15 protein-coding genes are annotated in these 11,997 nt (G+C 45.9%); 3 read left to right on the forward strand and 12 right to left on the reverse strand.

The genetic code is table 11. The features are described from left to right. The 5 genes from KH703_RS09620 to KH703_RS09640 form a co-directional block, all read right to left on the reverse strand. Window positions 1–506: hypothetical protein (locus KH703_RS09620; RefSeq protein ID WP_304295655.1), on the reverse strand; the 506-nt coding region annotated here is incomplete at its 3' end. 195 nt (window positions 507–701) lie between these two features. Further along, complete coding sequence (locus KH703_RS09625; protein ID WP_304295656.1) at window positions 702–1,448, reverse strand: ABC transporter ATP-binding protein; 747 nt, start codon at window positions 1,446–1,448, stop codon at window positions 702–704. Next, on the reverse strand, window positions 1,448–2,449 hold the full coding sequence (locus tag KH703_RS09630) for an iron ABC transporter permease (RefSeq protein WP_304295657.1): 1,002 nt from the start codon (window positions 2,447–2,449) through the stop codon (window positions 1,448–1,450). The genes KH703_RS09625 and KH703_RS09630 overlap by 1 nt, the downstream gene beginning before the upstream one ends. Before the next feature lie 10 nt (window positions 2,450–2,459). Beyond that, a complete protein-coding gene (locus KH703_RS09635) occupies window positions 2,460–3,506 on the reverse strand; it encodes an ABC transporter substrate-binding protein (RefSeq protein ID WP_304295658.1) in 1,047 nt (348 codons plus the stop codon). 261 nt (window positions 3,507–3,767) lie between these two features. Further along, a complete protein-coding gene (locus KH703_RS09640; protein ID WP_304295660.1) occupies window positions 3,768–5,804 on the reverse strand; it encodes a TonB-dependent siderophore receptor in 2,037 nt (678 codons plus the stop codon). Between the two features lie 135 nt (window positions 5,805–5,939). Here KH703_RS09640 and KH703_RS09645 point away from each other — a divergent pair, with 135 nt between their 5' ends. From KH703_RS09645 to KH703_RS09655, 3 genes are read left to right on the forward strand one after another with little or no spacing between them, the layout of a single operon-like run. Further along, complete coding sequence (locus KH703_RS09645) at window positions 5,940–6,131, forward strand: hypothetical protein (protein WP_304295662.1); 192 nt, start codon at window positions 5,940–5,942, stop codon at window positions 6,129–6,131. Next, window positions 6,121–6,669, forward strand: coding sequence for a hypothetical protein (locus KH703_RS09650; protein WP_304295664.1), 549 nt, complete (start codon window positions 6,121–6,123; stop codon window positions 6,667–6,669). The genes KH703_RS09645 and KH703_RS09650 overlap by 11 nt, the downstream gene beginning before the upstream one ends. Then, window positions 6,669–6,809, forward strand: a complete 141-nt coding sequence (locus KH703_RS09655) for a hypothetical protein (protein WP_304295666.1) — start codon at window positions 6,669–6,671, stop codon at window positions 6,807–6,809. The genes KH703_RS09650 and KH703_RS09655 overlap by 1 nt, the downstream gene beginning before the upstream one ends. 902 nt (window positions 6,810–7,711) lie before the next feature. Here KH703_RS09655 and KH703_RS09660 read toward each other — a convergent pair. The 7 genes from KH703_RS09660 to KH703_RS09690 form a co-directional block, all read right to left on the reverse strand. Beyond that, on the reverse strand, window positions 7,712–7,918 hold the full coding sequence (locus KH703_RS09660) for a hypothetical protein (protein WP_304295668.1): 207 nt from the start codon (window positions 7,916–7,918) through the stop codon (window positions 7,712–7,714). 176 nt (window positions 7,919–8,094) lie between these two features. Then, a complete protein-coding gene (locus tag KH703_RS09665; protein WP_304295669.1) occupies window positions 8,095–8,733 on the reverse strand; it encodes a YggS family pyridoxal phosphate-dependent enzyme in 639 nt (212 codons plus the stop codon). Then, the gene (gene rseP, locus KH703_RS09670; protein WP_304295671.1) at window positions 8,730–9,845 is read right to left on the reverse strand and encodes an RIP metalloprotease RseP; all 1,116 of its coding nucleotides are present in this window, start codon (window positions 9,843–9,845) and stop codon (window positions 8,730–8,732) included. The genes KH703_RS09665 and rseP overlap by 4 nt, the downstream gene beginning before the upstream one ends. Before the next feature lie 125 nt (window positions 9,846–9,970). Next, window positions 9,971–10,552, reverse strand: coding sequence for a restriction endonuclease subunit S (locus KH703_RS09675; RefSeq protein WP_299085610.1), 582 nt, complete (start codon window positions 10,550–10,552; stop codon window positions 9,971–9,973). A gap of 51 nt (window positions 10,553–10,603) precedes the next feature. Next, window positions 10,604–10,900, reverse strand: a complete 297-nt coding sequence (locus tag KH703_RS09680; RefSeq protein ID WP_367178659.1) for a restriction endonuclease subunit S — start codon at window positions 10,898–10,900, stop codon at window positions 10,604–10,606. Beyond that, a complete protein-coding gene (locus KH703_RS09685) occupies window positions 10,861–11,094 on the reverse strand; it encodes a hypothetical protein (RefSeq protein WP_299085614.1) in 234 nt (77 codons plus the stop codon). Before KH703_RS09685 ends, KH703_RS09680 begins: the two co-directional genes overlap by 40 nt. A gap of 2 nt (window positions 11,095–11,096) precedes the next feature. Beyond that, a partial coding sequence (locus KH703_RS09690; protein WP_304295675.1) for an N-6 DNA methylase occupies window positions 11,097–11,997 on the reverse strand: 901 nt, incomplete at its 5' end.

Raw genomic sequence — 11,997 nt, forward strand, 5'->3', positions numbered from 1 at the left:
TCCCTGCCGCCGAAATAATAGATAAAGTAGATCGGGCGAAGATCGAAGGCGCTTAGATTTTTGTTAAATTTAGCCCCGCGCTGCATCATAAACTCCACCGCCTTTTGTTTATCCTCAAAAAGCTCAAAAATAGGCAGCACGTAGTCCTTGATAGCCACGCTAATCTCGCGAACGCTGGGCTCGAAGCTGGCGCCTGCGAGCTGCCAGTCGCGAAACTGTTTGCGCGGCGTGAGATAGCCCAGGTGTGATACGAAAACAAGATCGGTCGAGTAGGACAGCTCCTCTTGCATCAGCTTTTTTAGGTGCTTGCAGTAGATCGCGATCTGCGGCAGGATGCTCACGCTGCCTGAGTAATTGCGCATGCTGGAGCCAAAATAAATTTCAAATAAAATCTCCTTATCGCTTGTGAGCTTCGTTAGTTTTTGCCCCTTTTGCGTGGGCTTGAAGTACGCAAAATTTGCCGCGATCTCATTGCAGCCGTTTAAAAATATCTCTCGCGGAGTCATGATTTTCCTTTTAAATTTATCGTTTAAATTTAGACATTTTGCTCGCTAGCAATTCGGTTTGCTGCTTACATTGCCGCAGCCGCGATCCGCAGCTTGGCATTTTTCGGCGCGCCGCCTTGCCGCCGAAAAGTTCTTCTATGCGCGCAATTTTACCCTAGTTCGGCTAAATTTAACGGCGCTACGCACCCGTAAAATTTATAATCTATCCTCATATCTTTCGTAGTTTATGCCGTAAATTTTATCGATATTTTCGGCGTTTATGAGCTGCTCGCTGCGCCCGAAGGCTAAAATTTCGCCGTCTTTTATAAACAGCGTCAAGCTTGAAACGAACTTCGCATGCCGCGGGTAGTGCGTCGTCTGCACGAAGGTGTAGCCCTCGTCGCCTAGAGCTTTTATCATCTCGAGTAGCTTGATCTGATTGCCGAAGTCCAGCCCGTTGGTCGGCTCGTCCATAAAGATCACTTTCGCGCCCTGAACCAGCGTGCGCGCGATGTACGCCAGCTGCCGCTCGCCGCCGCTGACCTTTGTGTAGGGCGCGTTTTTTAGATGCGCGATGCCCATCTTTTCCAGCGCCTGCTCGGCTAGCTTTTTATCCGCCGCGCTAAAGCTACAAAACAGCGGCGTCCTGCACAGCGCGCCCATCAGCGCGACGTCAAAGATGCTGTAGTCATAGGACGGCGCATGCGTCTGCGGTACGTAGGCGACGAGGGAGGCGAGCTCGCGCTTACCGTAGTCGCGCACGCTTTTTCCGCCGATTAGTACCTCACCTTCAAATTTTAAAAATCCGAGCATTATTCGAAGCAGGGTGCTTTTGCCGCTACCGTTGGCGCCTAGGATACTTAGCGTATCGCCCGTCGCTACGTCAAAGCTGATGCCCTTTAGCACGGGCTTGTCACGGTAGGCAAAGCGCAAATTTCGCACTTCTATCAAATTTTCTCGCATCAAAAGTTCCTCTTGGCGCGGCGAAGCACGACGATAAACATCGGAATGCCAAATAGCGAGGTCACGATGCCGATAGGGATCTCAAAGGTAAAAATGAGCCGCGAGAAGCTGTCGCAAACGAGCAAAAATATCGCGCCGATCATCGCCGAGCTGGCGAGTACCGCGCGGTTGTCGGCGCCGAAGATAAAACGCGCGATGTGCGGCACGATAAGCCCGATCCAGCCGATGATGCCCGCGATCGTCACGCTAAGCGCACTAACGAAGGTCGCGACTAGGATGATGAAAATTTTAACCCGCGCTACGTTTACGCCTAGGCTCTTTGCCTCCTCCTCGCCAAGACTTAGCGCATTTAGGTATTTGCCGCTAAGCGCTAGCAGCAAAACGCTCGCGCACATCGGCAGAATTGAAATTTGGATAAAACTTTTAGACGCAAAGCCTAGGCTGCCCATCAAAAAATAGGTGATCGCGGGAAGCGTGTCGTTCGGGTCTGCGGCGTATTTTAGCACCGAGAGTAGCGAGGTAAAGAGCGAGCCGCTGATGACGCCGCCGAGCACTAGCACGATGACGCTACCGCTGCGCGAATACAGCGCCGAAACGCCCAGTGCCACGGCCACGGCAAGAAAACCGAAGCCGAATGTGCTAAGTTGAATGAGGTATTCGTTAAATTTGAAAAACATCCCGACCGCTGCGCCGAATCCCGCGCCGCTTAGAACGCCTAGTATCGAGGGGCTAACGAGCGGGTTTACGAACATAGCCTGATACGCCGCGCCGCTGATCGCGAGGCTCGCGCCGATGAGCACGCAGGCAAGTATGCGCGGCAGGCGGATCTCGAGCAAGAGCGTGTGCATGACTTCATACTCTTTTAAATTTTTGCCTTTTAAAAGAGCGGTGACGTAGTTTATGTAATCGCTTGCGCCAAAGCCATATTTACCGAGCAGCAGCGAGCCTGCGACGCAAAGCGCCAGCAGCAGGGCTAAAAACGCAAACGCCTTTTTGCTCATTTTGCTTTACTCACTCGGCGCGTCCCAAAATTTTATAAATTTGCTCGTCTGTGAGCTCAAGGTCCAAAAATAGCTTATAAAACTCGCGCGTCTCTTTAACCATGTCAAATTTAAACGCTTCGGGGTAGGTTAAACTTATCAGCCATTTTAACCCCAAAAACCTCATAAATGAAGGCGGGCGGTCGAACCACGAAAAGGGCTCGCGCGGGATGTAAAACGCTTTTTTGTTTTTCACGGCGCTTAGCAGCTGCCACTTCGGATCGCCGTAAATTTTATCAAACAGCTCTTTTTCGTAGATGAGGATGACGTCGGGATCATACTTTACGAGCTGCTCGAAGCTGATTTTTACGCGCCCGAAGGATTTGGCGTTTGGATCTTCGCTACATTTATGCACGTTCTGCGCTCCGGCTCGCTCGATGAGCGTCGCGTGCCAGGAGCCCTCGCACTCGGTGGCTAGCCCGTCGCTGCCCTGCGCGTAGTAAATTCTTACCTTTTGCAGGTTGTTTTTCTTAATGTATTCCTCGATCTGCGCAGTCAAATTTAGCGACTCTTTCGCGTAGTTTATGAGACGTGCTGCGCGCTCCTTCTTGCCCGTGATTTCGCCTAAAATTTCAAACCCATCCAGATAATCCTCAAGCTTCGTCGCGCTTAGATAGAGCATCGGCTTTTTGATCGAGCCGAAAACCTCGCTCATCTTTTTGGCGTTGCGCGAGCTTGCGTTTACGAGGATGAGATCGGGATTTAGGCGCAGCAGCATCTCGGCGTTTGGTATCTTACCCTGACCGAAAAAGCCTCCCACGACGGGCTGTTCTTGCACCTCTTTTTTGACGTAGGGGCGCTCGAAGGCGTTCCACTCGAAATTTACGCCGCTGATTTTAGCGGGATCAAGCGCGTAAAGCATATATAAAAGCGGCGGCGAGCTGACATAAATTTTAGACGGAGTGCCTTGCAGCTGTTCTATATTTTCGCTGTTTTGCGCGATGTAGTCCTTGATCTGCGCCTCGCTCAGAGCAAAAAGCATGCTAGCAGCACAGAGAAATAGAAATATTTTTTTCACCGTTTTCCCTTTTAAATTTTTTGATTTCGCAAGTATAGCAAAAGAAATTTTAAAATAGATTTATCTTCGATAGACGCCTATTTAGCTGCTAAATTTTAAAATTTAGCGGCGGTGATTTTAGATCGTGCGGAGCAAAATTTAGAGTTTAAAATTAGAGTTTAAATTTAAAAGGGGCGGGCGGCATGAGATGGGGCTCAAAACCGCTCGCCCGCGGAGTTCAATGAAAAAAAAGGCAAAATGCCGCCGCCGTTTAAACCTGAATTAAAATTTATATCTGATGTTTGAGAAAAATACGCGACCTTCCTCAGGATAGCCCTCTCTATACTCGTAATTTTTGTCGAATAGATTTGACACGCCAGCCTCTATACTTAAGCTCTCGATGGGCTCGTACGTAAGCTTGAGGTTGGTTACGCCAAAGCCGGCCGTTTTGTGATCTATGCTTCCGGCTCTGCCCGCAGGTACTCTACTCCACAAGCTAGAGCTTAGCTCTTGAGAGAGGTAAACGCCAAATTTAGGCAGAATTTTATAATCTGCATATAAAAATCCTTTATGCTTCGGTAGATCATAAACTATCGTGCTTTCGCCGCTTTGCTTATATTTGGCATCCATATATGTGTAGTTTGCGCCAAGCTCCAAATCTTGCGTCGCAAAGTAGGCTAAGGCAAGCTCAAAGCCCTTGTAATGAGCCTTATCGACGTTTACATTCATATCTCTGGTTTGTCTAAATCTAGTAACGCTCGTCGTGCCGATAGCATCTTTAACTCTGGAGTAAAATACCGAGCTTTCCAACCTCAAAAATTCTCCAAAATTTCTTTGGTAGCCGATCTCGTAGTGGTTTGCTACTTCGGGCTTTAGGTATGGATTTGCAAAATTTCGCCCAAACCTCTCGCTATATCTATCTTTCATACTAGCAAAATATGTCTTTTTAGCATAGCTTAGACTTAGCTCGTCCTCGCCGTCGAAGCTATGTTTGATCGCGGCTTGATAATTAAAGGCATGTTTCTTGCCTACGTCAAACGAGGTTAGCTTCCAGTTAGCAGGGTTGTCGGCTCCACCTCCGCCGCCTTTAAATTGGATGTAGTCTTCGGCTTTGATAGCATCTCTAGTGTCGTAACTAACGCCCAAAATCAGCTTAGTAAAATCGGTAAATTTGTGAGTATCTTCAAGCGCGAAGCCGTAAGTCCTATCTATAAAGGTAACTGTCGGTTCGGTGCCGAATCTTCCGGTATAGTGGATCTTATGTCCGGAGTGTTTATCGTATTTGTAGTTTGTGGCGAATTTAAGCGTGTTACTATCGCTTACGTCTCCGCCCATTTCTAAACCGAATCCGTATGCGTTATCTTTATACTTGCTATCCTCTTTTTTATCGATATCAAACATTCCGTTTTTAAACTCATCGGCAAAGGCCTTAGTGTTTATGTAAAAGCTATTTGCAAATTTCGTATGCGATAGGAAATAGACGCTCTCTCTATCCCATTGATACCAATCCCACAAGCGGTCCTTTTGACTAAAAGCCGTATATCTTCCGGCATACATCGGTTGCTCTTTGCTTGCCTTTTGATTTATGTAAGCGATCGCGTATTCGTCGGTTTCGTTTGGTGTAATGCCTATTTTGAAGTTAAATTTCTTATCTCGTTGCACGGAGTGATCGCGTCTGCTGCCATCTTCGTTGCCATTGGCATCGCCTTTAAATTTGCGCGACATCTGCTGCCCCATATCCTCGATAAAGCTACCGCCTGCTTGCACGTAAAACAGCTCCTGCTTGCTGCCGATGTTCAAATCGACGTTATTGCCGTAGGTTTTGCCGCTTCTGCCCGTCTCAAAGCCGTAGCCTAAATTTCCCTCAAGCTCCTTGCTAGGCTTTTTGGTGATTAAATTTATCGCGCCGCCCATAGTGTTTGGACCGTAGAGCACCGAGCTTGAGCCCTTTGAGATATCGATCCTGCTTAGATCGAACGTGCTAAACCTACCGTAGTCTGCGTTGCCGTCATAAGGTACGTAAACCGGAATTCCGTCGATGAAAAGCGGTACCCTGCGCGAATCAAAACCGCGAACGTAGAAATTTTGCTCGGCGCGCGGACCTTTTTTATCCACGTAAACGCCCGGCGTGCTGTAAGCGACCTGCGAGAGACGTTTTATCTCGTCTTTTTGTATCTGTTGCTCATCGATGGTTACGACGTTCGTGTCGCTTTTTTGCACGCCAGGGGTATTTTCTACGACCTCGATTTGTCCGAGCGTAAACACATCGCCGTGAAGCGCTATCGCGGCACAGAAGGCGATTAAGCCAATCTTTTTCATCCTAACTCCTTAAAATAAAATTTTTATTATATATTGTATAAAATACCATTTTATGGAATAAATTTTATTAAAATATTTAAATATAATTTTATTTTATAAATATTTAAAATAGACTTAAATGTTAAGGCTTTTAAAATGAAATTTAAATTTCTACTTTGTATCGATGACACGGACGAGCTCGGCGACGAGGTTTCTACAGGACTGCTTGCTGAAGAGATCGCCGCGTTTGCGGGCTCGTTCGCGCCTGTTTCATTTGTCACGCGCCATCAGCTTTTGCTAGATCCCTCGCATCAACTACACCTCGCACAACAGCTGTATGTGTTTTGAAGCCCGGCTTAGCGAGGAGCAAAAGTCGCAAGTGCTGGATTTCGCGACCCGGCTACTAGAACGCAAAAGCGCGCCGAGTGCGGAGCCCGGCATTGCAGCGGCCTTTGAAAAAGATATCTTAAATGTGCAAGAGCTGATAAGCTTTGGCAAGAGCGCGAAAGAGATATTTTTAAGCACGGAGCAAGCATTTGAGAAGTCGAGAGAGCAAAACGTATTTTTAAAAGAGCTAAAAAGCGGCGCTCGCGGCGTCATCGGCGCACTTGCGGGCATAGGGCTGAGGCTTAGCGGAAACGACGGCAAGATCAGAGGCAAATTTGAGCTAAAAGAGTCAAATTTGAGCGTAGCCGAGCTTTTGGGATTAAATTTTATCGAGGCGGTTGCGGATGAAAATTTTAAGCCTCTCTTGCCTGATGATCGAGTAAATTTAATCGGCGCGCTAAAGCTGGTGCTTTTGGATTTTAAGGCGACCTTGCTCGTCAAAAAAGAAGCTAGCGGCGGCTTTAGAAACTTAAGCCTAAAAGAGCTTCGGGGTTTTTGATGCGCTCAAGCTTTAACGAAAAAGGCGAGTTTAAATTCGGCAAATTTAACTACGAAAAAGCGCGCGAAACCGCCGAGGGCTGCGCTAAATTTAGGCTCGATAACGATGAAGAGGGAGATGGCGTGCGGCGGCGAGATTAGCTGCTACGACTGCGCTTTTAGGCGCTGGAGCGCAGAGGGTTTTACCTGCGCGATGCTTGCCTGTGCGATAGAAAAATAGGCGAAATTTTAAAATTTAAAACAGGCCGCAGCGGGTAAATTTAAAGCTATCGGGTATTTTTGAATTCGCGGCTTAAATAAAACGTGAGCCTGCCAAGTAGATATAAAAACGCAAGATACAAAACGATCGGCGCGGATATGGCCGCTCAAAAATATCGCGCTTCTATATTCGGTATTAAACGGGCGAGTAAATTTACGAGGATTAAAATTTTAACGAGCGGAGTTACTCCGCGCGTCGCTTGGCGTCGTTTTAGTAAACATCGAGCCGCTTACGCTGAATTGAGTTGTCTACGCCGCCGCTTTGAAATTTTGCAACGTCAAAGCGGGTTAAATTTTCACTGCTTGACGAGCTTCGCTTCGTCTGCTATAGGCGCCGCAACTGCGTCTCATTCATCATTGCTTTGAATTTGTAGCGGCGAAGCGGGTTAAATTTCACAGCCTCGGCGCTGTGGTAAATTTTATCGATCGGGCTTGTGCTGCGTCGCTTTAAAATTCGGCGCGGCCATACAGCTTAAAATTTCAAGCCGCTAAGGCGTTTTAAATTTTATACCGTCGAAACGCACCAAAATTTTACGATCTAGACGCTGTGCCAAATTTCACGCCCAAGATTTATCGGCCCAAGTCGCGCCGCTTTAAAATTTCCCGTCGCAGCACCACATCTGCTACACAAATTTCCGCCGCCGCGCCCGCCTCGTCGCCCGCTAGCGCGCCGCTATTTTAAGCCTCTTGCGCCGCGCCGTCCATTAGCGAGCTATTGCATAAAATTCTCCGCCGCCGCTTAAAATTTCCGCGCGCCCTCTATTGGCGCGTCGCTTTAAATTTTACTACGCCGCGCCCTTGCGCATCAAAATTTTATATCGCGACGTGCGACCGAGCTTGCCGATGAGGCTTGCGCGCGACCGAGTATCGTCATGCACCGAGCGTATCGATAGAATTATTGCGTAGGGCTGCCGCGCGATCATCGCACAGGGCGCCGAACCTGCAGATAGGAGGTTGCGTAGAGCCGTGTGCGACCGATTATCGCGCTGCATAAAATTTATGCCGCAAAATTTCATCGAAGATTGGAATTTAACATCACGCTAGCTTTATCGCGCCAAATTTCGTAGTTGAGGCAAACGCCGAATTTAGCTTGCGCGGCAAATTAAGCGCGCCGTCTAATAAAAGCGGTATAAAATTTGCTCGCGCGATAAAGCCCGTCTTTCGGCACTTAGGCGTATAAAATTCTACCCAGGCGGATCATGTTCGAGCCGCATTTGATCGCGAGCTCAAAATCATCACTCATCCCCATCGAGCAGATCCGCGCGCCGTGCGGTATGAGCGCGTCAAAGATCTCGCGGCCCACCTCGAAGCTTCGCGCGATCTGCGCTGGCTCGCTAGCGTGCGCTCCGATGCTCATCACGCCGATTAAATTTAGATTTTTGCACTCCTGCTTGATGCGCAAAAACTCCTCCACCGCGCGGTTTTTATCGAGCCCCGTTTTGGAGCTCTCGCCCGCGGCGTTGATCTCCAGCAGCGTATCTAGCGGATAATTCAGCCGCTTATTCACGGCAAGCGCGAGCTCGTAATTGTTGCAGCTCTGCCACAGCGTCGGGCGCAGAGCGATGAGCTGATTGATTTTGTTGCTTTGCAGCGTGCCGATGAAGTGCCACTTTAGCGGCAGCTCGCGCAGCAGCTCGCTTTTGCGCTTCAGCTCCTGCACCCTGTTTTCGCCAAACGCGATCTGTCCTTGCGAATACAGCTCGCGCACCTCATCCGTGCCTACGTTTTTGCTCACCGCGACTAGCTGCACGTCGCCCGGGCCTACTTTTGCAGCCTCAATGCGCTTTAAAATTTCATCCAGTCTCATTTGTAAAATCCCAAAATTCTAGCGAAATCATTTAGCACCGTAAATATCATCAAAAGCGCTAAAATCCCCATTCCTACGTAGCTAGCGCCTACGAATACTCGCTTTGGCACCGGGCGGCGGAAGATGAGCTCAAAGAGATTAAACGCGATGTGTCCGCCGTCGAGCGCAGGGATCGGAAAGAGGTTGATAAGCCCTAAATTTACCGATATTAGCGCCACGAGCGCGAGTAAGACCGCCGCGCCGTAATCGACCGCCTTTGAAGTGATATCGGTAATAGCAACGATGCCGCCCATCTCCTTGGGCGAAACGACGCCGCTGGCGAGTTTTTCGAGACCCACTAAGATGAGCTTTGATGCCTCCACCGTCTGATCCCACGCGAAGCTAAGCGAGCGAGCACCTTTGTGATATAACGTCACGGTCGCGTTGTAATCGGGCGAAATGCCGATGAGCGGCACTCTGATGCTCTCACGCCAGATGGTTTTTTTCTCGCCGAGCTTTGGCGTGAGCTGCAGGCTCAGCCGCTCGCCGCCGCGCATGATTTCTAAGCTTAGAGGGGCTGCGGTTACCTGCTTTGAGATATCGTCCCACTCGCGGATCTGCTTGCCGTCGATCGCTAAAATTTCATCGTTTAGCATTAGCCCTGCGCTTGCTGCGGCGGAGCCCGGCGAGATTTTGCCGACCTTCGGCGCTAGCTTTTCGACGCCGATGTAGCCAAGCGCGATGTAGATCAAAAACGCAAGCAGCAGGTTAAAAAACGGTCCCGCAAAAAGTATGATTATGCGCGCGATCGGGCCTTTGGAGTTGTAGCTGTCGGGGTCCGCACTTGCCGCGGCGGGATCCAAATCCTCCTGCCCCTTAAGGCTCACGTAGCCCCCCAGAGGGATCGCGCTGATGGCGTACTGCGTAGCGCCGATACGCTTAGTAAAGACCTTTTCTCCAAAGCCCACGCTAAAGACATTCACCCCCACACCCAATGCCCGCGCCGCCAAAAAATGCCCCAGCTCGTGGAAAAAGATGAGGAAGCTGATCGCCAGCACCGTGACCATAAAATTTATCGAATAAAAATAAAATCCGACCGCCAGGATCGCTAGCGTTAAAATTATGCTTTTCAAATTTCAAACCTTTGTAAAAAATGGGCTAAGCTTACTATTATTTTGCAAATTTTAAACTTAGAAAAGAGATTGTCTAAAAGCATAGCGGTATAAGCATGCTTTAAAATATATAAATTTAAAATTTTTTATTTCGCAATATCGGCAAGATGCAGATAATAATCAATTAGTTTTTGCGTATAATTTTGTTTAATTTCTTTTATGAAATTTTCCATTAAAGTAAAATTTGGATTTCCATTGCCATTGACCGGGAGCGCAATTTTTTCCTTTTTTAAAGCAGTTTGAGAGCACATTTGATTAAAAGAATAACGATCTCCAAAGGACTTATTTAAAATAGATACTATGAAAAATCCAATATTTTGATTAAGTTCAAATTTTGGTTTTAAAATATTTATACGACCATGGGATACTGCATAAAAATTTTTTGGCTGATAAAAACATTTCCCAAACATATCTACACTTAAAGAATTACCGTCGAATTTTTCACTTAGCTCATCACAATTTTGCACATACGCAACTATCCCATTATTAAAATTCCCAGAGCTTATTAAATGATTGTTTCCACTTTGAAGTCTTTTAGCTTGCAAATCACCTTTGGCTAGCAGAATTTCAAACAAATTTGCAAGTTCAAACTCATCCCATTTGCAATTAAGTTTACCAAAAAGACTTGCAGCTATTCGCATGATAGCCTCTTGGATATAATTTGCCAAATGTGAATTCGTAATAAAAACATCGCCGTTAGGCGAATTATTCTCTCTCTCTCAAAGGGCAAGCGCGTTATGATATAAAATCAGTTTTTGCATTTTAGCTTCTATACTTTTTATATAATTTTCCATAAAATTAAAATCAATCATATCGTTAGTTACAGGAAGCCTTATGTATGACTTTTTTAAATCGGTACTCGAAATTTGATCATTATAAACGCCATTGAATGATTTTTTAAATAGATTTACCAAAAATAAAGCAGTGTATTTATTAAGCATATATCCTATTGGCTTTAAACTATGAACTTTCATATCTAAACTCGCCTTATACGGATGATAAAAACAAGTTCCCAAAAAAGAAAAAGATATAAAATTTTCTTAACTCTGTAATTATTTGACGACAAATCATTATAATATCCAGAAATGCCATTATCTAAATTTGTCACAGATATTCTTGGAGTTTTTCCAGATTTTAATTCATTTTGTGGTATATTTGCTCCGGTTTCAACTATAAAAATATCTGTTACTTTAAAATTTCTATACTCCAATTTCAAACCTTTATCTTTATCTCGTCATCGTCTAAATTTATCTCACTTCCATATAAAACGCTATCCAAAATAGTTTTTTCAAACTCCTTTTTATCGATACCGTTTTCAAAAAGCATATAATCAAGCACGACTTTTTTAAAATCTTGCTCGGTTATCTCAAATTTAGGCTCGGGCATTTTATACTGCAAGCTCTCATTCGGCTTTATCCATTGGCAGCTTTCATCGCCGCTTTGCTTATATATCACATCTACCCAGTAATCTTCAAGTTCTTGCCATTTGCCTTTTAAGTCATGACGCCCTTGATTTTTAACGGTTTCCAGTCCATCTTCTTTTATATAGCAACCGAAAATTTCTTTATTTCCTTGTGGTTCATGCGCTTTAAATATAAAAATCGATGTTTCGTTCGCACCTTTCATACGAGCAAAAACTTCTTTTGGAAGTTTGATGATTTTCAAAAGAGAGTGCTTTTTAAGCCATTTCGAAACTTGCTTTTTGCCGACTTCAAGTTTATTACTCGGTAATAAAAACGCGCAAATCGCGCCGTCCTCGACATTATCAAGTACGTTTTTTACTATTTTTAAGCAACCAAATTTATTTTCATAAGGTGGATTCATCAAAACTTTTGTGATATTTTTGCTTTTTATCCATTCACAGGCCGCCTCGCTTCTAGCATCGTCATGAGTCAAATTGGTTTTCCCGTCTTTATGGATTAACATATTCGCACAAGCTAGAGCAAATAGCTCTTTATCAAATTCTATTCCAAAAAGTCTATCATTTTGTATAATTTTAACCGCGCTTTCATTGAAATTTCCGCCGACTTCGTTTATCATATTATTCATAGCTTTTACTAAAAATGCACCGCTACCGCAGCATGCGTCTAAAATTTTATCTTTGTAGCTAACG

The organism is Campylobacter gracilis (assembly GCF_018374135.1).
GTDB classification, from domain to species: Bacteria; Campylobacterota; Campylobacteria; order Campylobacterales; family Campylobacteraceae; genus Campylobacter_B; species Campylobacter_B gracilis_A.

What these genes read in the sequence shown, in the direction of transcription:
- KH703_RS09665 (WP_304295669.1), bottom strand. Translation starts at nt 8,733, where the DNA reads ATGAGACTGGATGAAATTTTAAAGCGCATTGAGGCTGCAAAAGTAGGC.
- KH703_RS09650 (WP_304295664.1), top strand. Translation starts at nt 6,121, where the DNA reads ATGTGTTTTGAAGCCCGGCTTAGCGAGGAGCAAAAGTCGCAAGTGCTG.
- KH703_RS09660 (WP_304295668.1), bottom strand. Translation starts at nt 7,918, where the DNA reads ATGCAGCGCGATAATCGGTCGCACACGGCTCTACGCAACCTCCTATCT.
- KH703_RS09655 (WP_304295666.1), top strand. Translation starts at nt 6,669, where the DNA reads ATGCGCTCAAGCTTTAACGAAAAAGGCGAGTTTAAATTCGGCAAATTT.
- KH703_RS09645 (WP_304295662.1), top strand. Translation starts at nt 5,940, where the DNA reads ATGAAATTTAAATTTCTACTTTGTATCGATGACACGGACGAGCTCGGC.
- KH703_RS09640 (WP_304295660.1), bottom strand. Translation starts at nt 5,804, where the DNA reads ATGAAAAAGATTGGCTTAATCGCCTTCTGTGCCGCGATAGCGCTTCAC.
- KH703_RS09625 (WP_304295656.1), bottom strand. Translation starts at nt 1,448, where the DNA reads ATGCGAGAAAATTTGATAGAAGTGCGAAATTTGCGCTTTGCCTACCGT.
- KH703_RS09630 (WP_304295657.1), bottom strand. Translation starts at nt 2,449, where the DNA reads ATGAGCAAAAAGGCGTTTGCGTTTTTAGCCCTGCTGCTGGCGCTTTGC.